The organism is Flavobacterium nitratireducens, from assembly GCF_029625335.1.
GTDB lineage: Bacteria > Bacteroidota > Bacteroidia > Flavobacteriales > Flavobacteriaceae > Flavobacterium > Flavobacterium nitratireducens.
In genome coordinates, this window is record NZ_CP121111.1 from 512063 (window position 1) to 534212 (window position 22150).

The 22150-nt window shown below is 31.8% G+C and carries 20 protein-coding genes and 2 pseudogenes; 15 read left to right on the top strand and 7 right to left on the bottom strand.

The window, feature by feature from the left end:
- Positions 1 to 10 precede the first annotated feature (10 nt).
- The 15 genes and pseudogenes from P5P90_RS02370 (at position 11) to P5P90_RS02440 (ending at position 15884) form a co-directional block, all read left to right on the top strand.
- A complete protein-coding gene (locus P5P90_RS02370; RefSeq protein WP_278035636.1) occupies positions 11 to 1129 on the top strand; it encodes an efflux RND transporter periplasmic adaptor subunit in 1119 nt (372 codons plus the stop codon).
- A gap of 54 nt (positions 1130 to 1183) precedes the next feature.
- A complete protein-coding gene (locus P5P90_RS02375) occupies positions 1184 to 1684 on the top strand; it encodes a DUF2231 domain-containing protein (RefSeq protein WP_278035637.1) in 501 nt (166 codons plus the stop codon).
- 279 nt (positions 1685 to 1963) lie between these two features.
- Positions 1964 to 2821 (top strand): ATP phosphoribosyltransferase, encoded by an 858-nt coding sequence (gene hisG, locus P5P90_RS02380; protein WP_278035638.1) that lies wholly within the window; start codon positions 1964 to 1966, stop codon positions 2819 to 2821.
- 97 nt (positions 2822 to 2918) lie between these two features.
- Positions 2919 to 4211 (top strand): histidinol dehydrogenase, encoded by a 1293-nt coding sequence (gene hisD, locus P5P90_RS02385; RefSeq protein ID WP_278035639.1) that lies wholly within the window; start codon positions 2919 to 2921, stop codon positions 4209 to 4211.
- 88 nt (positions 4212 to 4299) lie between these two features.
- Complete coding sequence (hisC, locus tag P5P90_RS02390) at positions 4300 to 5346, top strand: histidinol-phosphate transaminase (RefSeq protein WP_278035640.1); 1047 nt, start codon at positions 4300 to 4302, stop codon at positions 5344 to 5346.
- A gap of 138 nt (positions 5347 to 5484) precedes the next feature.
- A pseudogene (gene hisB / locus P5P90_RS02395) lies at positions 5485 to 6622 on the top strand (bifunctional histidinol-phosphatase/imidazoleglycerol-phosphate dehydratase HisB).
- Positions 6623 to 6694: 72 nt separating this feature from the next.
- The gene (gene hisH, locus P5P90_RS02400; RefSeq protein ID WP_278035641.1) at positions 6695 to 7288 is read left to right on the top strand and encodes an imidazole glycerol phosphate synthase subunit HisH; all 594 of its coding nucleotides are present in this window, start codon (positions 6695 to 6697) and stop codon (positions 7286 to 7288) included.
- Positions 7289 to 7295: 7 nt separating this feature from the next.
- Positions 7296 to 8021, top strand: coding sequence for a 1-(5-phosphoribosyl)-5-[(5-phosphoribosylamino)methylideneamino]imidazole-4-carboxamide isomerase (gene hisA / locus P5P90_RS02405; protein ID WP_278035642.1), 726 nt, complete (start codon positions 7296 to 7298; stop codon positions 8019 to 8021).
- A gap of 62 nt (positions 8022 to 8083) precedes the next feature.
- Positions 8084 to 8839, top strand: coding sequence for an imidazole glycerol phosphate synthase subunit HisF (gene hisF / locus P5P90_RS02410; RefSeq protein WP_278035643.1), 756 nt, complete (start codon positions 8084 to 8086; stop codon positions 8837 to 8839).
- Positions 8840 to 8914: 75 nt separating this feature from the next.
- On the top strand, positions 8915 to 9514 hold the full coding sequence (gene hisIE, locus P5P90_RS02415; RefSeq protein ID WP_278035644.1) for a bifunctional phosphoribosyl-AMP cyclohydrolase/phosphoribosyl-ATP diphosphatase HisIE: 600 nt from the start codon (positions 8915 to 8917) through the stop codon (positions 9512 to 9514).
- Positions 9515 to 9656: 142 nt separating this feature from the next.
- Entirely contained in the window at positions 9657 to 10787 is a 1131-nt protein-coding gene (locus tag P5P90_RS02420) for an alpha/beta hydrolase (RefSeq protein ID WP_278035645.1), read from the top strand.
- Between the two features lie 5 nt (positions 10788 to 10792).
- Entirely contained in the window at positions 10793 to 12223 is a 1431-nt protein-coding gene (locus P5P90_RS02425; RefSeq protein ID WP_278035646.1) for a leucyl aminopeptidase family protein, read from the top strand.
- A gap of 4 nt (positions 12224 to 12227) precedes the next feature.
- On the top strand, positions 12228 to 13442 hold the full coding sequence (locus P5P90_RS02430) for an ATP-grasp domain-containing protein (RefSeq protein WP_278035647.1): 1215 nt from the start codon (positions 12228 to 12230) through the stop codon (positions 13440 to 13442).
- A gap of 38 nt (positions 13443 to 13480) precedes the next feature.
- Positions 13481 to 15135, top strand: a pseudogene (locus tag P5P90_RS02435) (M1 family metallopeptidase).
- A gap of 53 nt (positions 15136 to 15188) precedes the next feature.
- On the top strand, positions 15189 to 15884 hold the full coding sequence (locus P5P90_RS02440) for a DUF4240 domain-containing protein (protein WP_278035648.1): 696 nt from the start codon (positions 15189 to 15191) through the stop codon (positions 15882 to 15884).
- Positions 15885 to 16051: 167 nt separating this feature from the next.
- On the opposite strand, the gene P5P90_RS02445 is transcribed toward P5P90_RS02440, so the two are convergent.
- The 7 genes from P5P90_RS02445 to P5P90_RS02475 all read right to left on the bottom strand — a co-directional run bounded on the left by P5P90_RS02445 (position 16052) and on the right by P5P90_RS02475 (position 22083).
- Entirely contained in the window at positions 16052 to 17245 is a 1194-nt protein-coding gene (locus P5P90_RS02445) for a hypothetical protein (RefSeq protein WP_278035649.1), read from the bottom strand.
- A 2-nt stretch (positions 17246 to 17247) separates the two neighbouring features.
- Complete coding sequence (locus P5P90_RS02450) at positions 17248 to 18078, bottom strand: type 1 glutamine amidotransferase (protein WP_278035650.1); 831 nt, start codon at positions 18076 to 18078, stop codon at positions 17248 to 17250.
- Between the two features lie 35 nt (positions 18079 to 18113).
- Entirely contained in the window at positions 18114 to 19220 is a 1107-nt protein-coding gene (locus P5P90_RS02455) for a carboxylate-amine ligase (protein WP_278036466.1), read from the bottom strand.
- A gap of 95 nt (positions 19221 to 19315) precedes the next feature.
- The gene (locus tag P5P90_RS02460) at positions 19316 to 20260 is read right to left on the bottom strand and encodes an ATP-grasp domain-containing protein (protein ID WP_278035651.1); all 945 of its coding nucleotides are present in this window, start codon (positions 20258 to 20260) and stop codon (positions 19316 to 19318) included.
- Positions 20261 to 20379: 119 nt separating this feature from the next.
- Positions 20380 to 21009: an alpha/beta fold hydrolase gene (locus P5P90_RS02465; protein ID WP_278035652.1), complete on the bottom strand. Its 630-nt coding sequence runs from the start codon at positions 21007 to 21009 to the stop codon at positions 20380 to 20382.
- Between the two features lie 240 nt (positions 21010 to 21249).
- Complete coding sequence (locus P5P90_RS02470; RefSeq protein WP_278035653.1) at positions 21250 to 21657, bottom strand: glyoxalase; 408 nt, start codon at positions 21655 to 21657, stop codon at positions 21250 to 21252.
- 138 nt (positions 21658 to 21795) lie between these two features.
- Positions 21796 to 22083 carry a DUF3817 domain-containing protein gene (locus P5P90_RS02475; RefSeq protein ID WP_278036467.1) on the bottom strand — a complete coding sequence of 96 codons (288 nt, stop codon included), beginning with the start codon at positions 22081 to 22083 and terminating at the stop codon, positions 21796 to 21798.
- Positions 22084 to 22150: the final 67 nt, after the last annotated feature.

Genomic DNA, 22150 nt, shown 5'->3' on the forward strand with positions numbered 1-22150 from the left:
TACAAATTCAATGAAAAATATACTCACTATACTTTCTATTTCACTCATTTTATTTTCTTGTAAAGAAGCAAAAACTGATGAAACTGCTATTACTGATTCTGATCTAATTAGTGTGACAGCTAGTCAATTTAAGTCGGCTGGAATGGAAATTGCCAATCCTTCGAAGCAAAAGTTTGATGTGACTGTAAAAGCAACAGGAAAAATTGATGTTCCTCCACAAAATCGTGCTCAAATTACTTCTTTTGTAGGTGGTTACGTGAAGTCAACTCAATTGTTAGTTGGTGACAAAGTAGTAAAAGGACAAGCTTTGTTAACGCTTGAAAACACAGAGTTTTTAGATGTTCAAAAGGAATACTTAGAAGTAGCAGAACAAATTAATTATTTAAAATCGGAATATGTTCGTCAAAAAACCTTGTTTGATGAAAAAATTACTTCGCAAAAAAACTATTTAAAAGCAGAAAGCGAGTATCGAAGAGCAAAAGGGATGTATCAAAGTTTAAAAGAAAAATTAAAATTGTTGAACATCAATCCTGCACAAGTCGAAAAAGGAAAATTAACCTCTACGGTTACAATTTATGCACCAATTTCTGGTGACATTGTGGTAATGAATGCACATTTAGGAATGCATATTAATCCTTCGGATGTGATTTTAGAAATCATTCAAACTGATCATTTACACTTAGAATTGGCTATTTTTGAAAAGGATATTTTGAAAATTAAGAAAAATCAGGATATTCTTTTTACTGTTCCAGAAGCTTCTAAAGAGGTTTTTAATGCTAAAGTCCATTTGGTAGGAAAATCAATTGAAGGAAATGATCGCACAATTAATGTTCATGCGCATTTGGATGATCAAATAAAACAACGATTATTAACAGGAATGTTTGTAGAAGCAAATGTTATTGTAGATTCAAAAAAAGCTCTAGCAATACCAAAAGACGCTTTATTGAATGAACAAAACAAAAATTTTGTACTTTTAGTTAGTGAGAGCAAGAATGCTAATTACTCATTTAAAAAAGTTGCGGTTACTATTGGTACAATATCAGAAGATTATGTTGAAATATTTCCTGATAATCAAGTCAATGTGAATTCTAAAATCGTAACAAAAGGAGCTTACGACATTGCTAATTAATTTTTTGATAATCTTATAAATGAATACAGACTCTATAATTTAAAAGCTTAAACTATGAACGATGCACATTTACACCTGATAGTAAACCATTTTCCAATTGTTGGTCCTATTTTAGGATTATTAGTTTTAATGGGAGGAATATTTTTTAAAAATGTACCTATCAAAAACACGGCTTATTTTTTATTTATAATCGCTTCAGTATTTGCAGTTTTTAGTATGTCAACTGGTGAGGGCGCTGAAGAAGTAGTTGAAAACATCCCCGGTTTTAGTAAGCAATTAGTTCACGAACACGAAGAATTAGCTGAAAAACTAGCTATTATCTTGTATCTTTTAGGTACCGTTTCTGTTTTTGGAATTATATCGAATATTAAAAATCATCCTAAGGCTGTTTTCTTTTCTTATGCAATTGTAGTAATCGCTATCGTAGCTATCTTTTTTGGAACAAAAGTGGGGACTTCTGGAGGTGAAATACGTCATACAGAAATAAGAGATGCAACTGTCCAATCTATCAATATTAACGATAATCAATCATCAACAGAACAACAAGAGGAGTAGATTATTTAATATTTTCCAAATGTTTTGTTAAATTAAAATTTTGTTTGTAATGGATTAATCTCTTATATTTGCACAACAAAAAAATAAAAGGATTAAAATTATAATGCTATCAAATCAATTACACCATCATCATTTACATTATTGCTCTCAAGCGATATGTTAATGGTATGTCTGTAAGTCATCATATTAATAAACCCGTTTGAGTACATCAAACGGGTTTTTCATTGTGTGTTAAGTCCGTAGTACTCAACACTAACAATAAAAACTAAAAAGAAAAAAATGAGTACGCTAAAAATTGCAATTCAAAAATCAGGTAGATTAAACGAAGACAGTATCCAGATTTTAAAAGATGCTGGTATTTCAATCAACAATGGAAATGATCAATTAAAGGCTGAAGCCTCTAATTTTCCTCTAGAAGTTTTATACTTAAGAAACTCTGATATTCCTCAATATTTGATTGATGGAGTTGTAGATCTTGCTATCCTAGGGGATAATTTATTAGTTGAAAAAGGCAAAAACATTGAAGTGATTCAAAAATTAGGTTTTTCTAAATGCAAAGTTTCTGTAGCTGTTCCTAAATCTTTTGAATACAAATCAGTGAAAGATTTAGACGGTTTACGTGTGGCCACTTCTTATCCAAATACCGTTATTGATTTCTTTAATAAATATGGCGTTACAGTTGATATTCACCAAATTTCTGGTTCTGTTGAAATCGCACCTAATATTGGTTTAGCTGATGCTATTGTAGATATTGTTTCTAGCGGAAGTACCTTGTTTAAAAATAATTTAAAGGAGGTTGAAGTTATCTTAAAGAGTGAAGCCGTTTTAGCAGTTTCTCCAAAAGTAAGCCCTGATACTCAAAAAATAATCGATACTTTAAAATTCCGTATTGATTCTGTTTTAAGAGCGAGAAATTCAAAATACATTTTGATGAACGTTCCTAACGAAAAAATTGAAGCAGTAAGCAATATTCTTCCTGTTTTAAGAAGTGCAACGGTTATGCCATTAGCTCAACCCGGATGGAGTAGTGTACACACTGTGATTGAAAAAGATACTTTTTGGGAAGTAATTGATCTATTAAAAGAAGCGGGTGCAGAAGGAATTTTGGTTTGCCCAATCGAGAAAATGGTACTTTAAAGAAGTTAGATGTTAGAAGTTGGGAGTTAGAAGTTTTCAAACAACAGAGAATGCAACTAACACTTAACTCATAACTCATAACCCTAAACTTAAAGAAATGAATAAAATATACAATCCAACCGCTTCTACTTGGTCTACCATTCTAGAAAGACCTACTAAAACGGTTAACGATATTGAATCAATAGTTAAAGAAATTTTTGCTGCTGTTCAAAAAGAGGGAGATGTTGCTGTATCCAATTATACAAAGCAGTTTGATGGTGTAAGTTTTGAAAATATTGAAGTTTCTTCTGCTGAAATCGAAACCGCTGTTGCAAGTTTAGCTTCTGATTTAAAAGAGGCAATCGCTTTAGCAAAAGTAAATATTGAAAAATTTCACTTAGCACAAAAAACAACTCGTGTTACAGTTGAAACTACTGAAGGTGTACAATGTTGGCAAGAAAAAAGACCTATTCAAAAAGTAGGTTTATACATTCCCGGCGGAACAGCTCCTTTATTTTCTACTGTTTTGATGTTGGCTGTTCCTGCTAAAATTGCGGGTTGCAAAGAAATTGTTTTGTGTTCGCCTCCTGATAAAAACGGAAACATCAATCCTGCTATTTTGTATGCTGCTAACCTATGTGGTGTTACTAAAATTATAAAAGTGGGAGGTATACAAGCTATTGCAGGAATGACATTTGGAACACAAGCCATTCCTAAAGTATATAAAATTTTCGGACCCGGAAATCAATATGTAACAGTTGCTAAACAATTAGCCACTCAATTTGGAGTAGCTATTGATATGCCGGCAGGACCTTCTGAATTATTAGTTGTAGCTGATGATACTGCGATTCCTGAATTTGTAGCTTCAGATTTATTATCACAAGCAGAACACGGGACAGATAGTCAAGTAATTTTAGTTTCTACATCTAAGTCTTTTATGGATGCTGTTGAAAACGAAATTCAATCACAATTAGAAGTATTACCAAGAAAAGCCATTGCCGAAAAAGCAATTGCTAATTCGAAATTAATCTTTGTAGAAAATCATCAAATTGCGTTGGATTTAATCAATGAATATGGTCCGGAACACTTTATTGTTTGTACGGCAAATAATGATTTTTATGTAGACGGAATCCAAAATGCAGGTTCGGTTTTTATAGGGAATTATACACCTGAAAGCGCCGGAGATTATGCTTCAGGCACTAATCATACTTTGCCAACTAATGGTTATGCTAAAAATTATAGCGGAGTAAATTTGGATAGTTTTATGAAATCCATGACGTTCCAAAAAATCTCTGAAACTGGTATCCAAAACATAGGAAGTGCTATTGAAATCATGGCTGAAGCCGAAGGTTTACAAGCACATAAGAATGCTGTAACTCTGAGATTAGCTGAGATAGAAAAAAGAAAATAGAGAAAAGAATATAGAACATAGAAAGAAAATATACCACAAAGTCTATTCTCTCTATTCTATTTTCTTTATTCTTCAAAAAATAAGTATAATGAAAAATTTCGATATAAATAATTTAGTTCGTGATAATGTTAAGGTTTTAAAACCCTATTCTTCGGCACGTGACGAATTTGAAGATTTTGATACGGCTCAAATGGTATTCTTAGATGCTAATGAAAATCCATATGAAAATGGAGTAAACCGTTACCCAGATCCGCAACAAAACAGTGTGAAAGCAGTTTTGGCAAAAAACAAAGGGCTAAGTTCAAAACAAATTTTATTAGGAAATGGAAGTGATGAAGTATTGGATTTGTTGTTCAGAGCTTTTTGCGAACCTAAAGAAGATAATGTAATTTCTTTACCGCCTACTTACGGAATGTATGGTGTTTTGGCGAATATCAACAACGTAGAACACAAAGAAATAGTGCTTTCAGATAGTTTCCAACCTAGAGTAGAAGCTATTTTAGAAGCGGTAACACCAAATACTAAAATCATCTTTTTGTGCTCGCCAAATAACCCAACGGGAAATTCATTCACAACCGAAAGTGTTACTACTTTATTAGAAAAATTCAATGGTTTTGTGGTGATTGATGAAGCTTATATCGACTTTTCTGAAAAAGAAAGTTGGTTAGCCAAATTAGATCAATATCCTAATTTAATAATCACACAAACACTTTCAAAAGCCTATGGTTTGGCTGGAATTCGTTTGGGAATTTGTTATGGATCAGCTGAAGCAATTGCTGTTTTAAACAAAATAAAACCACCTTACAACGTTAATGAATTAACACAACAAAGAGCTTTAGAACGACTAAAAGATCAATCTAAAATTGATAGCGAAATAGTTGCAATTATTGCTCAAAGAGAAGCCTTACTTAAAGTATTAAGTGAAGTGAATTTTGTTGAAAAGATTTATCCTTCTGAAGCCAATTTTATCTTAGCAAAAGTAGATGATGCTAACAAACGTTATGATGAATTGATTGCCAAAGGAATCGTAATCAGGAACAGGACTACGCAGCCTTTATGTGAAAACTGTTTGCGATTTACCATTGGAACAGAGGAAGAGAATAAAAAATTAATTGAAGCTTTGAAGTCTATTTAAACACAGATTTCACTAATTAACACAGATAATTGTTGTTAAGTGATTGATGTTTTTAAATAGCTTACACTAATATGACTATAATTTCTCTGGTTTAAAATTTGTGGAAATCAGTGAAATTTGTGTTTTAAAAATATATAAATGAAAAAAGTACTTTTTATCGATCGTGACGGAACGATTGTTTTAGAACCCGAAGGATATCAATTAGACAGCTTGGAAAAATTAGAGTTTTTCCCAAAAGCTTTTCAATATTTGGCAAAAATCGCTAACGAATTGGATTATGAATTAGCAATGGTAACCAATCAGGATGGATTAGGAACTGATTCTTTTCCGGAGGATACTTTTTGGCCAACACAAAACTTCATTTTGAAAGCTTTCCAAAACGAAGGTGTTTTATTCGACGATATTTTTATCGACCGCTCGTTTCCTGAAGACAATGCGCCTACACGCAAACCGCGTACAGGAATGTTAACCAAATACATTGACAATCCTAATTACGATTTGGCCAATTCTTTTGTTTTGGGTGATCGAATTACCGATGTAGAGTTGGCTAAAAACTTGGGGGCAAAAGCTATTTTCTTAAAACAAGAAGAAGGTTTGGGAGGAAGTGAAACTTCGGTTGCTCATAACGAATTGGAAGAAACTATCGTTTTACAAACTACCGATTGGAAAAAAATCTATGAGTTTTTAAAGTTAGAAGAGCGTACAGCATCTATCACTAGAAAAACGCATGAAACGGATATTTATATCAAATTAAATTTGGACGGAACAGGAAAAAGCAACATCGAAACTGGAATTGCTTTCTTCGATCACATGTTAGATCAAATTTCGCGTCACGGACAAATGGACCTGGACATCAAAGTAAAAGGCGATTTAGAAGTTGACGAACACCATACCATTGAAGATACTGCGATCGCCTTAGGTGAGGTTTTTGCTAAAGCTTTGGGGAATAAATTAGGTATTGAACGATATGGTTTCTGTTTGCCAATGGACGATTGTTTAGCACAAGTAGCCATCGATTTTGGTGGAAGAAACTGGTTGATTTGGGAAACGGAATTCAAACGTGAAATGGTGGGGAAAATGCCAACCGAAATGTTTTTTCCACTTTTTTAAATCATTTTCTGATGGTGCCAAAGCTAATATTAATATAAAAGCCGAAGGGGACAACGAACATCACAAGATTGAAGCAATCTTTAAAGCTTTTGCGAAAGCGATAAAAGTAGCTGTTAAACGTGACACCGAAAAAATGATTTTACCTTCAACGAAAGGGATGTTATAAAATAAAGTTAGAAGTTAGAAGTGTGAGGTTAGAAACTTCCCACTTCTAACTCCTGACATCTAACTTAAAAGAATGAAAATAGTAATCATAAATTACGGAGCAGGAAATATTCAAAGCATTCTATTTGCAATAGAAAGATTGGGATATTCTGCTGTGTTAACCAATAATCCTGAAGAAATTCAAGCCGCTGACAAAGTGATTTTCCCAGGTGTAGGCGAAGCCAGTTATGCTATGAAAATGCTTAAAAAAAGTGGATTAGACACTTTGATTCCTACATTAAAACAACCTGTTTTAGGGATTTGTTTGGGGATGCAATTGATGTGTAATCATACCGAAGAAGGAGATACAACTGGTTTAGGAATTTTTGATGTAGATGTAATTAAGTTTTCACCCAAGGTAAAAGTACCTCAAATGGGTTGGAATACAATTTATAATCTGAAATCGGATTTGTTTAAATATGTAGCCGAAAAGGAATATATGTATCTGGTACATAGTTTTTATGCACCTTTATGTGAAGAAACCATCGCAACAACCGATTATGAAGTACCATATTCATCGGCATTGGAAAATAAAAATTTCTTTGGAACGCAATTTCACCCAGAAAAAAGCGGTGATGTAGGCGAGCGAATTTTAAAGAACTTCCTTCTTCTAACTTCTAACTTCTAACTTTATCATGAGAATAATACCAGCCATAGACATTATTGACGGAAAATGTGTTCGTTTGTCTAAAGGAGATTACAATACTAAAATTGTTTACAACGAAAACCCGCTTGAAGTTGCTAAAGAATTCGAAGCACATGGAATCGAATATTTGCATTTAGTAGATTTAGATGGAGCCAAATCAAGCCGAATTGTAAATCATAAAATTTTAGAACAAATTGCAACACAAACCAAACTGAAAATTGATTTTGGTGGTGGTTTAAAAGCTGATTCGGATTTAAAAATCGCTTTTGAATCTGGGGCAAACCAAATTACAGGAGGAAGTATTGCCGTAAAAAACCGCCCAGTTTTTGAAGAATGGATTACGAAATTTGGTGCCGAAAAAATTATTTTAGGAGCCGATGCTAATAATGAAAAAGTAGCTGTTTCAGGCTGGTTAGAAGAATCCAATGAAGATTTAGTTCCTTTTATTCAAAACTATCAGTCAAAAGGAATTGAGTATGTTATTTGTACGGATATTGCCAAGGATGGAATGTTACAAGGACCAAGCTTTGATTTGTACGCTAAAATTTTAAGTCAGGCTAAAGGATTAAAATTAATTGCTTCAGGAGGAATTTCCACTTTTGATGAATTACCTAAATTAGCCGAAATTGGTTGCGAAGGAACTATCATTGGTAAAGCCATTTACGAAGGGAGAATCACTTTGAAACAATTAGAAAAATATATTATACAAAGTTAGGAGTTAGGAGTTATACGTTTAGACGTATTCACTCATAACACATAACACATAACTCATAACAAATGTTAACAAAAAGAATCATACCTTGTTTAGACATTAAAAACGGTCGTACTGTAAAAGGAGTAAATTTTGTAGATTTACGTGATGCAGGAGATCCGGTGGAACTGGCTAAAATTTATTCGGATGAAGGAGCTGATGAATTGGTGTTTTTAGATATTTCTGCAACGGAAGAAAGAAGAAGAACCTTAGTAGATTTGGTTCGAAAAGTAGCTGCAACCATCAATATTCCTTTTACTGTTGGAGGAGGAATTTCGGCTGTGGAGGATGTGGAAGTTTTATTGCAAAATGGTGCCGATAAAGTTTCAATCAATTCTTCAGCTGTAAAAAATCCACAATTGATTAATGATTTAGCTCAGAAATTTGGAAGTCAGTGCGTTGTTGTAGCGATCGATGCCAAGCAAATTGATGGCGAATGGATTGTACATTTAGTAGGTGGAAAAGTACCTACGGAAATCCGATTGTTTGATTGGGCAAAAGAAGTAGAACAAAGAGGAGCAGGGGAAATTTTGTTTACCTCAATGGATCATGACGGAACTAAAAATGGATTTGCAAATGAAGCTTTGTCCCATTTGTCTAGTTTGGTTAATATTCCAATTATTGCTTCTGGTGGAGCTGGAAATATGCAACACTTTACCGATACATTTATTGATGGAAATGCAGATGCCGCCTTGGCCGCAAGCGTTTTTCATTTTAAAGAAATTGAAATCAAAACGTTGAAAAAAGAACTTAAAAATAATAATATTGAGGTTAGAATTTAGGAATAAGAAGTTAGAAGTATATATCTTCTTTCTTTTATTTCTAATTTCTAACTTCTAATCTCAAACTTTAAAATAATGGAAATAGATTTCTCAAAAAGTGCACACGGATTAATTCCTGCCATTATACAAGATAGTGAAACTAAAAATGTATTAATGTTAGGCTATATGAATGATGAAGCCTTTCAAAAAACAATGGAAACAGGAAAAGTGACTTTTTTCAGTCGTTCCAAACAAAGACTTTGGACAAAAGGGGAAGAAAGTGGTCATTTTTTAAATTTGGTTGATATTAAAAATGATTGTGACGGAGATACTTTGTTGATACAAGCACAACCTGTGGGTCCAACCTGTCATACAGGAGCAGATACTTGTTGGCAAACACCAAATGAAATGAACTATGGTTTTATTTCTAATTTGGAAAGTACTATTCAAACAAGAAAAGAAAATGCAGATTATGAACAAAGTTATGTGGCTTCACTTTTTGCAAAAGGAATTAATAAAATTGCTCAAAAAGTAGGGGAGGAAGCTGTTGAAGTAGTAATTGAAGCAAAAGATGATAATGATGATTTGTTTTTGAGTGAAAGTGCTGATTTACTGTTTCATTATTTGATTCTATTGCAAGCAAAAGGCTACAAGCTTAATGATGTAATTGAAGTTTTAAAAAGTCGTCAGAAATAACTTTAGCGCTTTCTGTTAATTTATTATTAAAAACGAATCTATAAGTGTAAAATAAACTTTATGGATTCGTTTTCATTTTTCTACAAAAAACCAATCTGTTATATTTACCACTTTTATTAAGGATTCCTATTTAATAGCAATTATGATTTTTCAAAACAGCCATCTCTCAGAAAAATTTACAGATACCAATATAGAAACAGGACTACATATCATTTTAACAACTGATGAAGATGATTTTCGACCTGTTTATATCTCAGGAAATTTTAATGAATGGAGAACTCAAGACCCTGATTTTGTTATGGAAAAAATGGGGGTAGGATTGTATCATTTTAAATTTGAACATGATTTTCCGTTGCCAGAAACGGTGTTGTATAAATTTACAAAAGGAGATTGGAGTGCTGTAGAAATTGACGTCAACGGTGAACGCACAGAAAATCGTTCGACTACGAATCATACTGGTATTCAAAAAGAACATGTGTTTCGCTGGAGAAAAAATTGGTTACCTTATAAACCCAATTTTTTGCCTCAAATTCAATTAATTTCAGATGAATTTGAAATTCCGCAATTAAATACTACCCGTAAAGTTTGGGCATTATTACCACATGATTACGATCAATCTAGCGAAAGTTATCCTGTTATGTATTTGCAAGATGCTCAAAATTTATTCAATGAGAATGCTGAATTTGGGAATTGGGAAATTGACAAGAAATTGGCCGTAATGTCCGAATACAAAATTGGAAAAATCATTGTAATTGCTGTAGAACACGCCGAGGAAGACCGCATAAAAGAATACAATGTTGGCAAAACAGTTTTAGGAAAAGGACAAGGAAAAAAATACATTAAGTTTTTAGTTGAAACTCTTAAACCTTATGTAGATAGTAATTTTAGGACCAAAAAAGAAAGGGAATTTACAGGAATTGGAGGAAGCTCGATGGGTGCTTTAGTGAGTATTTTTTCGGGATTACGATATCCTGAAGTTTTTGGTAAATTAATGATTTTTTCACCGTCGCTTTGGGTAACTCCAAAAATGAAGATAAAAAATAGAGTAGGAGAAAGTACTAAAATTTATTTATATGCTGGTGGTGATGAAAGTGAAACTATGCTAGAACATGTAGAAGACTTTAAAAACAAAGTACTAGAAAACGAATTTGTTGACGATAACATGAAAATCAATTTAAGCATAAACAAATTAGGAAAACATAATGAAATCTATTGGAGTGATGAATTTCCTAAAGCTATAGAATGGCTGTTTTTTAATACTAAAGACAATTAAAAAAAATGAAAACTAGATTCCTCAATATTCCCGAAAAATATTCAGGTACGGTATTAATCCCTGTATCTGAAAGTAATTTTAACGACTCGACTCCTTATATATTTGATGGATTCGAAGTTAATCCAAAAGTATTTTCTGGGAAAAAAGATACCCATTACCTAATAGAGAAAAACGATACCATTTATATTTTTATTGGACTAGGGAACAAAATTGATTACAAGTCATTAAAAAACATTTTCCGAAGAATTGCCCAAAAACAAAAAGACACATTTGCTCAAGATGTGTCTTTATTTTTTCCAGAAGTTTTTACTGAGGAACAGATAGAAGCAGCGATAAGTGGTTTACATTTAGGAACGTATAATTTGGGACATTTTAAAAAATTAGAAGTGCATCCTTTTTTACATCCTGATTTTGAATTAAAAATTTGTTCTACCAAAAATTACTCGAAAGTTATTTCTAAAGCGATAAAAATTGCCAACGCTCAATTGGAGACTTTTTCATTAGTTGATTTACCTTCAAATATTGTAACACCTAAATATTTAGCTGATTGGGCTGTTGAAAAAGGAAAACAGTTTGGTTTTGAAGTAAAAGTAATCGATTTAAAAGAAGCTATCGAACAGCGTTTAGGTGCATTTGTTGCTGTAGGTAAAGGGAGTGAAAAAGAACCACAATTTATAATCATGAATTATCAGCCTAAAAGTACTGCTGAAAATATAAAACACATCGGTTTGGTTGGTAAAGGAATTACTTTTGATACTGGAGGTTTAGATATTAAAACAGCTGGAATGGTTTATATGAAATGTGATATGGCTGGTGGAGCTGCCGTTTTTGGGGCTATGCAATTAATTGCCGATTTACAACTTACTGTCAAAGTTACCGCTATAGTACCTTGTGCTGAAAATGCTGTGGATAGTAAATCTTTTGCTCCCAGCGATGTAATTTACAGTTACAGTGGAAATTCTATAGAAATCACTAATACAGATGCCGAAGGTCGTTTAATCTTGGCTGATGGTTTATCCTATTTAATTCAAAATTACAATCCAGAATATTTAATTGATATTGCCACCTTAACAGGAAGTAGCGTCGCTACCTTAGGATATGAAGCGGCTGCTTTATTTACAAATAATTCTTTTATTGGAAGTGCTATTCAACAAATAGGAGAGAGTATTGGGGAGCGCTCATGGCCATTACCATTATGGGAATCCTATAAAAGCGATATCGAAAGTGATATAGCCGATGTAAAAAATTTCAGTGGAAAAGCTGTTGCTGGTGCAATTAGTGCTGCAAAATTTTTAGAGTTTTTCACTAAAGAACATCAAGCTTGGGCGCATCTTGATATAGCAGGAGTTGCTTTTGGTGATGATGAATTTGCTAAAACTAAACATGCTACTGCTTTTGGTGTTCATTTATTGACTAAATTCGTAGAAATTTTATGACATTATGAAAAATATAAAAACTTTCATTTGCATATCAAATTATTTCAAAGGAACTGATTTTATTATTCAGTTAAAAGCCTTAGGGAATAAAGTATATCTCGTAACGAGTGAGAAACTAAGAGATAAACCTTGGCCAAAAGAATACATAGATGAAATATTCTATATGCAAGGTTCAGATGTCGAATGGAATTTAGAACATTTATTCTTAGGAGTAAGCAATCTAATGAAATCAAATAAAGTCGATGCTATTGTTGCCCTTGATGATTATGATGTTGAAAAAGCAACTTATCTTAGAGAAAATCTTCGAATTGATGGTATGGGTCAAACAACGGGGCGTTATTTTCGCGATAAATTAGCTATGCGAATGAGAGCCAAAAGCTGTGGGATTCCAATTCCAGCATTTTGTTCCTTATTTAATGACCATGATATCAATACTTTTGCAGATACCATTTCGCCACCATGGGTTTTAAAACCTCGTTCAGAAGCTTCTGCTGCAGGAATCATAAAAGTTTTTGAGAAAGAATCCCTATGGAATCACATTAACGAAATGGGGAATAACCGTTTTAAATATTTGATTGAACAATTTAAACCTGGCGATGTTTATCATTGTGATAGTTTAATTTTAAATGGAAAACTTTTATTTAGTTTGTCTTCTAAATATTTAGCCACACCAATGGAAATTTCACAAGGAGGAGGTGTTTTTAGAACAAGTAATATTACGTATGATTCTGAAGATGATGTCGCAATTAAAAGCATGAATGAAAAGGTATTAAAAGGATTTGGCTTGAAAAATGGAGCTGCACATACTGAATTTATTAAATGCAAGGAAGACGGACAGATTTATTTTTTAGAAACATCTTCTCGTGTTGGAGGTGCACACATTGCTGAGATGGTTGAAGCTGCTTCAAATGTAAATCTTTGGAAAGAATGGGCTATAATTGAAGATGCATTAGTCAAAGAAAAAAAGTATCAATTACCCGAGCTAAAAAAAGAATATGCCGGAATTGTTTTAACCTTATCCAAATACAAGCATCCTGATTTAGCCTCTTTCTCCGATCCTGAAGTTTGTTTTAGAGTGCCATTAGAGTATCACGCAGGTTTAATTATAAAGTCGGATAGGGAGGAAAGAATTCAAGAATTATTAAACAATTATGTAGATCGTTTAGTTGCAGATTATACAGTTGTCATTGAACAAAATAAAGTGGTTAATTTTCACTAATTGTAGTAACCAATATTTATCAAGTAATTTATATAAAGATGCGTAAAACTTATATTTTTATTCTTTTTTGTTTCTTTTCCTCAAAATCATTAATCGCTCAACAATCATCAGTAAAGAAAGAAATTCAATTCACTAAGCAAGATAGTTTACGTGGAAGTATTACTAAGGAAAGAGCTTGGTGGGATTTAAAACAATACCGATTAGATGTAAAAGTCAATCCTTTAGATAGTACAATTAGTGGTTCTAACGTTGTTAAATACGAAGTTTTAGAACCCTACAATATTATGCAAATTGATTTGCAAGATCCATTAGTAATAAAATCTATTGTTCAAGATGCTAAAGAACTTAAATACCGTAGAGAAGGAAATGCTTACTTTATCGAATTGACTTCTGTACAAAAAAAGAATCTGTCAATGAACTTACAATATTTTATGGTGGTAAACCTTTGGTCGCTAAAACTCCACCATGGGACGGAGGAATTACTTGGAAAAAAGACAGTAATGGAAAAGCTTTAATTGCATCTTCCTGTCAAGGAATTGGCGCAAGTATTTGGTGGCCTAATAAAGACCACATGTATGATGAAGTAGAAGATATGCACATTAGTGTAAATGTGCCAGGAGATTTAATGGATGTATCCAATGGACGATTATTAAGTGTTAAAAAACTAAAAGACGGAACCAAAACCTATCATTGGTATGTAGCAAATCCTATTAATAATTATGGCGTAAACATTAATATTGGGGATTATGTATCTTTTTCTGAAAAATTTAAAGGAAAAAAAGGAACATTGGATTGTAATTATTATGTTTTAAGAGACAATTTAGCCAAAGCAAAAAAACAATTCAAAGACGTACCTAGAATGCTCAAAGCCTTCGAATATTGGTTTGGTCCTTATCCATTTTATGAGGATGGCTATAAATTAGTTGAAGCACCTTATTTAGGAATGGAACATCAAAGTTCTGTGACTTATGGTAATGGATTTAAAAACGGATATTTAGGCAGGGATTTAAGTGGAACAGGATGGGGGCTTAAATTTGATTTTATTATTATTCACGAATCTGGACATGAATGGTTTGCTAATAATATTACCTACAAGGATATAGCTGATATGTGGATACATGAAAGTTTTACTAATTATTCAGAAAGTCTTTTTGTGGAATATTACTTTGGGAAACAAGCTGGTGCCGGATATGTTATTGGGACTAGAAACGGTATTCAGAATGATATTCCAATAATTGGATATTATGATGTAAATAACAAAGGATCAGGAGATATGTATCCTAAAGGAGGAAACATGCTTCATACCCTGCGCCAAATTTTGAATAATGACGATAAGTGGAGAAGTATTTTAAGAGGTTTAAATAGTACATTTTACCATCAAACGGTAACGACCAAACAAATTGAAGATTATTTAAGTGTAGCCGTAGGATTAGATTTGACATCATTCTTTAATCAATATTTGAGAGACACCCGAATTCCGGTGCTAGAATATTATTTTGAAGAACAACAACTGTTTTATCGTTGGTCTAATTGTGTTTCAAATTTTGATATACCTTTAAAAATCACTATTGATAATAAAGAAACATGGATATATCCTCAAACTAATTGGAAAACATTAAAAAACATTGAGGATAATTCAAAACTTCAATTAGATGCCAATTTTTATGTTTCCGCAATTCAAATTAAGAAATAAAATAGACTAATTTTATACTTGTTTTTAATAGTATATAATTTAAATTTTAAAAGATGAAAACTTCGTTTTTATATTTGTTTTTCTTTTCAATGTTCTCTTTTATGCACTATGGGCAAGAAAGCAAAGTAAAAATGGATGTAAAAACGACTGTTGTTGATTCTGTTGAAGTTCCTAAAATTAATCTGGATTCTTTAGGATTTAAACCGAGTAATCAAATGATTGATGAGGATAAATTTTGGGCAATTATTGAAAAATCGCTTAAAGAAACTAATAATCAAGAGGATCAGGAAATTTATCTTATTTCAGCATTAGAACAAGTATCACCTCAGGAAATGTTAGGTTTTAGATTGAGAACCGACAAATTAATGTACGATTCCTATACATCAAATTTATGGTGTGCTAATTATATCATAAGTAATGGGGTTACCGATGATGGTTTTGATTATTTTAGATGTTGGTTAATTTCTAGAGGGAAAGACGCTTTTTACAAAGTTCAAGAAAATCCAGAATATTTGATTAATATAGTGGAAAATGAACCTAAGGCCTACGACTTTGAAGGTTTTTGGTATGTTGCCATGAACGCTTTTAAAAATATGACTAATCAAGAATTGAATCCTTATCTTGATTATGAAAATTTCAAAACTAACGATGAAAATTATCCTATTTTAGAGTTTAACTGGAATGTAGATGAACCCAAAACAATGGAAAAAATCTATCCATTGTTATTTCAGAAGTTTTGGAAAAAATGATTTTTATAAAGTATCATTTGCAAGAACTACAATAATTCATTTTTAATAAAACTTAAACTATTTGTAATAGATTCTTAATTTAACAAAAAGATAATGAGGTAAATAAAATGATATACTAGATATAATTTAAATTGTACAAAATAGTATCATTTTGTTGCTAAAATAAATTATGCTTTTTCAAACAAACCAATCGTTCCTCCAACCCAGTCTTTGTCTTTATTGTATTTTACACCAATCATTTCACCACGGCTTAGTCGTACTAAATTACAAAGAGGAGTAGGGTTTGTATCTTCCTTTTTCCAAACATATAACATTCTAACTTCTGCTTTTACCTTTCCATCAGGAGATTGTACAATAGGTAAATAATTTACTTTCTTTTGAAGTATATACAATTCTTTGTCTTTTACCGATTCAATATTCTCTCGTTTTACGTGAAAAATAACTCCTGAACCAGAGAAAGAAAATAAAGGTTTTAAAACATAGTTTTCCAAATCGTCAGGAATTTCTTTTAATTCACTCAGTAAGGTCGTTTCAATACAATATTTCCCTTTTAGCATTGGCAAAATAAATTTACTAATCCTAAAAAACCAATTAGGATGTCCTGCCCATTCAACATCCAATTCATCAGAAAAATTAAAATTGAGTTGTAGATCTTTACTTAAATCTAGTTCGTCAAAAATTACCCTGTTGTAAATTCGTTTGATTTGAATTTCTTCACCAGTTGCATTTTTGTAAAAAAGTAGCTTCCCTTTTTTAATAACCTCTGTTACGCATACTATAGGAATTCCGATATCTCTATTGCAATAATAAAAATCGATCTTGGTGTTTTGTTTTTCAGGTTCAATTTCAAGTAAAACAACATTCTGTTTAGGATGTTTATTGCATAATATCTCTTCTAAAATTTCAAGATATTCATCGTTTGTTATGTTGTTGATAAAAGGAGTTAAATCGGCTAAAAAAGGATACTGTTTTTTGAATTTTTCAAATAAGTTATTCTGATAATTAAAAAGCGAAGGAAAACCTTGTACTTCAATTAGTTTAGGAATTATTTTTCCATCTTCTTCACAAATTCCAAAATCAATAGCTATAAATGTACTGTGTTCATCTTCATTTGGAACATTATTATTTAACTCTAATGACTTATTTGTAAGTGACTTAAATTGATTGTTTTGTATTAAAGCTATAACGTCATTGCAACCTTCAAGTAATTGATCTTTTAATTCATTCGAAATAAAGAAAGGTGTTTCACCCAATCTAAAGGTAGGTTCGTAACCAAAATCAGCGGTGATATCTTGCTTTAAAGCTTGGTATTTTTCACTTGAAAATTGCTCATTGAAAAAATCACGATATTTTGTAATCATAATTAATTGGATGAAATTTTTTTAGTTTTCATTAAATCAGAAATGGCATAACGAAGAAAATTAGGAATTAATGTTTCATTTGTTCGGTAAATTTTATCATCATCGATTAAATTTTCTAACATATTTCTAAATTTTCTTTTCCCTTTCATTTTTCTTATTCTTTCTTTAACCTCTTTATTTCTTAATTGCGAAATAAAACTAATAGGGTCAGCCTCGGGATGAAATTGCGTACCTACTAATTGATCCGTAAATCGGACGGCCATGATGGCTCTTTCATATTGTACATGGTCTCTTATCTTCTCTAACGAAAGTATTTTAGCTCCTTTTTTGACAAAAACACTTAGTTTAGGTTGTACTACTTGATAATCTCTAGAATCAATGGCGTAAAAAGGATCTTCTAATCCTTGATATAATAAATCTGTGAGACCTTCTTTTGTTTTATTTATTGGCATTACTCCAAACGAAGTATCATTTCTTTTAGTAATTTCAGCTAAACCAAAATGTTTGCAAGCCATTTGAAACGAATGACAAATAAAAAGTACGTGCTTTTTAATTGGATTTTCGAGATTCCATTTTACTATAGCATCAATAAAAGCATAATATTTTTGATCCCATATTCCGTCGCCTTCTAGCGGATTTCCTGGACCACCTGTGGATATGTAAATATCATATTGATCAATTTCTGGTAATTCACATTTTCCTCTAACATCAAATATTTTAAAACTTACAAAAGGAACAAAACGATTTACAATATCAATTATACAACGCATTCCTTGATTAGGTTCGCCATTGTACATATCTAGTAGAGCTATTTTTATGCTTTTCTTTTTCATCAGTCCTATTTTTGTGTTTACAAACTTGAAGTATTTTAAAGCCCCTTGGTAAATTCTGAGGTAATAAAATCAACCACTTTTTTTAAGTCTTTAGTTTCTTCATAAACAGTAAGTTGCTTGTCAGCTCCTGTGCCATTTTTTAAAATTTGGCTTACATAATTAATATGTTCCCTGCTTCCTAACTCATCTACAACATCATCAATAAACTCTAATAATTCTATAATCAGTTTCTTAGTTTCGACTTCTTTTTGAAGCCCAAAATCAATTAAATTTCCATCAATACCGTATCGTGCAGCTCTAAATTTATTTTCCTTAATCAATGCTAATCGATAGGTGTTAAATTTTAAATTATGAGTATTTAATCGATATAATTTAGCAACAATTGCTTGAATAACAGACACTATACACATCGTTTCTTCAACTGTTAGTGCCATATCACATATTCTAAATTCGATTGTGTTATAAAATGGATGAAGTCGTAAATCCCACCAAATCTTCTTTGGATTATCAATACAATTGGTCTTTACTAAGGTATCTAAGAAATTATCATAAGAAGCCACCGAATCAAAATATTCAGGTAAGCCCGTTCTTGGAAATTTATCAAACACTTTAGTTCTAAATGATTTAAAACCAGTTTGTCTTCCTTCCCAAAAAGGGGAGTTAGTAGATAAAGCAAATATATGAGGTAAAAAATAACAGGCTTGATTGATTAATTTCAAACCAATTTCTCTGCTTTCGATTCCTACATGACAATGCATTCCAAAAATCAAATTGGAACGAGCAGCGTCTTGAAGTTCGTTAATAATAGTATGATAACGAGGATCATCAGTAATAAGTTGGTCTTGCCATTTAGAAAAAGGATGTGTACCAGCACCGCCCACAATCAATTCTTGTTTGTTTGCTAATTCTACAATTTTTGTTCTCAAAAATTTAATTTCACACTCGGCTTCCTTGACATTATTACAAACGTTAGTCCCAACTTCCACCACCGATTGGTGCATTTCGGCTTTTACTTGTTCATTTAATACTATTTTTGCTCCATCAACAATTTTAGACAAGTGGGAGCGTAGATCCCTAGTTTCTGGATCTATAATTTGATATTCTTCCTCTATACCAAGTGTAAAAACAGGTAACTTTTTTATTCTCATTTCTTTCCTGAACGTCTTTTTCTTTTCTTAATAATAACTTTACTATACCTATTTTAAAAATCAATAAATCAAATCGTTATGATTTATTTCTAAAGAGTAACTGCTTCTTTTATAAAATCGCCCCAAGTTAAATTTATTTTACCTGGCTTGTGTTTTTTTGCTGCTGCAATCGCCATTTTTGCCGATTCTTCAACTACCCATTCAAAGTTTTCAGGACCCACAGAATGTATGTCAGCATCTGGTGCAGGATTCCCAAAATCAATTGCATAAGGAATACCATCTCTAACAGCAAATTCAACTGTATTAAAATCATAACCTAAGCCTTTACAAAGACGAAATGTATAATCTTTTATTGTGGCCAATAATTTTTTGTCAACTGCTGGGCCGTCCTGTATATAACGCAAATGATGTGGATTTCTTGGCTCATATTGCATAATTTTTACAGCTTTTCGACCAAGGCAATATACTCTAAAATAATGGGTAAAAACAATTTCTTCTTGTAATAACATAACTAATTGTCCAGTTTCCTTATGCTTTTCCCAAAACTCTTCTTCGTTCTCCAAGCGATATACATTTTTCCAACCTCCACCAGCATATGGTTTCATGTAAGCTGGAAATTTAACATACTCAAATATTCCTTTCCAATCTAGTGGATATTTCAGATTTCTAAAAGAATTTGAAGTAGTATCTGTAGGATGCGCTGCTGAAGGTAAAATAACAGTATTAGGAAGCGGAACACCAAGTGTATCAGCTAAGGCGTTATTAAAAAATTTATCATCGGCACTCCACCAAAACGGATTATTGATCACATTAGTTCCAGTTAACGCAGCATTCTTTAGGAACGCCCTGTAGAAAGGTACATCTTGAGAAATTCTATCTATTATCACTGCATATTCACAAGCCTTATTTTGAATAACTTTATCAATAGAAACGGCTTCGGCTATAATATCTTTTTCGTTTTTTGAATTTACTCTATCAATAAATGCTTGAGGAAAGCTGTTTTCCATCCCAAATAAGATTCCTATTTTCTTCATATTCTTATTTCCTTTTATACTTTGTATTTTGTTGGTTTAGCTAAAATTAATTCGTGATAAATAATGAGGAAACATTTCTTTCCATAGTGGCCAATCATGTGTTTTTTCATGACGAATATCTAGCCAGTGTCCCATATTTTTTGGGATAAGACCTTGCTCATTTTTAAATTTGCATCAAAACAAATATCCCAATTCGAGGTTCCTAAAACAATATCCATATTCCATAGTTCATAATCATTAAAACCTGGTAAAAAATTATCTGGTGTATGGTAAAAAACAGTATCATTATGAAAGCCGTCTAAATAACTTTTGATATTAAAAATTCCGCTCATGCTAAATAAATGACTTACATATCCAGGATGTCTGAAGGCAAAATTAGCAGCATGATAGCCACCAAAACTGCATCCAGCCATAATCACTTTTCCAGAAGGGCTGTTGTGTTTAATTTTTTCAACGATTTCATGACAAACCATCTTGTCATACCAATCGTGATTTTCTATACGATGATACGGGTGAATATGTTTATTGTAAAAACTATCTTTATCGATACTATCAGGGCAATAGATTTGAATTAGTCCTTGTTCTAAATACCAACGAACCGATTCGATTAATCCCATGTCTTTGTTTTCATAAAAACTCCCCATTGAAGTTGGAAACAAAACAACAGGATATCCTGCGTGACCAAAGACAAGCATCTCAGTTTCTCTATTCAAATTTGGAGAATACCATTTAAAATAGCGCTCATTCATACCTATATTTTTAACAATTATAAAGAATAAAATGATACTATCTCTTGAAATGAATTGTAGTATTTTACTTTTAACAAAATGATAATATTATAGAATATATTGTTGTGTAAAATAAAATTATTCTTGTTAAAAATATAATTTGAATATCAATTTCTTAACATGAAATCGATATAGAACTTTAAAGTAAAGAGGCAGTTTTAAAATTTAGATCTTTAAAATCTACATAAGGCAATAAAGAGATCATTGTTCGATTACACTTTTTTCAAATAATTGAACTTGATTTTTTAACCTTTCAATCAGCATGTTCATCATTCGTTTATTCAAACTAGACGAATTTTTAATGTATTGCGAATATTCATCAACCGTGAACAAAGCAATCACCATTCCTTTTAGAGCATTTCTAAATTTAATGTCTTTTTGAATGGAATTTTCAATTGTAGCCAATTTTTTTTCGACACTTAGCGAATAAAAATCACGTTTGTATTTACTAATATAATTATGAAAAGAAGCTATGAATAAATCATTTTGCAGTTTTAAAATCGGTCTCAAAACTTCATTTTGAAAAATTTCATCTGCAGAGGATTGCGCACTAACACTCCCTATAGTTTCTCCTCTAAATTCACTTAAAAAACGATCTCTTGGGTTCATCTTTTTTTCTTAAAAATAGCGAAAAAATACTTCAGAAGTGAGTTCGTAAAACTTAAGTAATTAACAAAGTTATGAGTTTTTGAACAGTGAAGGAGTTTTACTTAAAAGCCACAAGAGAATGCTGTTTCAAATGTGGCTCTAGATAAGGTATTTAGCAATATTTTTTTCTACATAGAAAGTACCAAAAGGAAGTAGAGAAGCGATTAAGATAATCCCAAAATCTTTGATACTCCATTTTTGAGATGTTTTGAGTAAAAAAGCCAAAACAATATAACCAATAAATAAAATACCATGACTCATTCCTATTGGATACAATAAGGTGTGGTACAATTCAAAATTATTGGGTTTTATGAAAAGCATGTTGGAAAACAAAACTAAATAGGATATACCTTCTAGCAGGGCTGTGATTTTGAAAATTTTAAGCATATTATAAAAATTGATGATATCAAAAATAAGTAATAACATTTGTTTTATTCCTATTTAGCTCAAAAGT

Coding starts and splice junctions, on each gene's coding strand:
- P5P90_RS02370 (WP_278035636.1), top strand. CDS start 11: ATGAAAAATATACTCACTATACTTTCTATTTCACTCATTTTATTTTCT.
- P5P90_RS02375 (WP_278035637.1), top strand. CDS start 1,184: ATGAACGATGCACATTTACACCTGATAGTAAACCATTTTCCAATTGTT.
- hisG (WP_278035638.1), top strand. CDS start 1,964: ATGAGTACGCTAAAAATTGCAATTCAAAAATCAGGTAGATTAAACGAA.
- hisD (WP_278035639.1), top strand. CDS start 2,919: ATGAATAAAATATACAATCCAACCGCTTCTACTTGGTCTACCATTCTA.
- hisC (WP_278035640.1), top strand. CDS start 4,300: ATGAAAAATTTCGATATAAATAATTTAGTTCGTGATAATGTTAAGGTT.
- hisH (WP_278035641.1), top strand. CDS start 6,695: ATGAAAATAGTAATCATAAATTACGGAGCAGGAAATATTCAAAGCATT.
- hisA (WP_278035642.1), top strand. CDS start 7,296: ATGAGAATAATACCAGCCATAGACATTATTGACGGAAAATGTGTTCGT.
- hisF (WP_278035643.1), top strand. CDS start 8,084: ATGTTAACAAAAAGAATCATACCTTGTTTAGACATTAAAAACGGTCGT.
- hisIE (WP_278035644.1), top strand. CDS start 8,915: ATGGAAATAGATTTCTCAAAAAGTGCACACGGATTAATTCCTGCCATT.
- P5P90_RS02420 (WP_278035645.1), top strand. CDS start 9,657: ATGATTTTTCAAAACAGCCATCTCTCAGAAAAATTTACAGATACCAAT.
- P5P90_RS02425 (WP_278035646.1), top strand. CDS start 10,793: ATGAAAACTAGATTCCTCAATATTCCCGAAAAATATTCAGGTACGGTA.
- P5P90_RS02430 (WP_278035647.1), top strand. CDS start 12,228: ATGAAAAATATAAAAACTTTCATTTGCATATCAAATTATTTCAAAGGA.
- P5P90_RS02440 (WP_278035648.1), top strand. CDS start 15,189: ATGAAAACTTCGTTTTTATATTTGTTTTTCTTTTCAATGTTCTCTTTT.
- P5P90_RS02445 (WP_278035649.1), bottom strand. CDS start 17,245: ATGATTACAAAATATCGTGATTTTTTCAATGAGCAATTTTCAAGTGAA.
- P5P90_RS02450 (WP_278035650.1), bottom strand. CDS start 18,078: ATGAAAAAGAAAAGCATAAAAATAGCTCTACTAGATATGTACAATGGC.
- P5P90_RS02460 (WP_278035651.1), bottom strand. CDS start 20,260: ATGAAGAAAATAGGAATCTTATTTGGGATGGAAAACAGCTTTCCTCAA.
- P5P90_RS02465 (WP_278035652.1), bottom strand. CDS start 21,009: ATGAATGAGCGCTATTTTAAATGGTATTCTCCAAATTTGAATAGAGAA.
- P5P90_RS02470 (WP_278035653.1), bottom strand. CDS start 21,657: ATGAACCCAAGAGATCGTTTTTTAAGTGAATTTAGAGGAGAAACTATA.
- P5P90_RS02475 (WP_278036467.1), bottom strand. CDS start 22,083: ATGCTTAAAATTTTCAAAATCACAGCCCTGCTAGAAGGTATATCCTAT.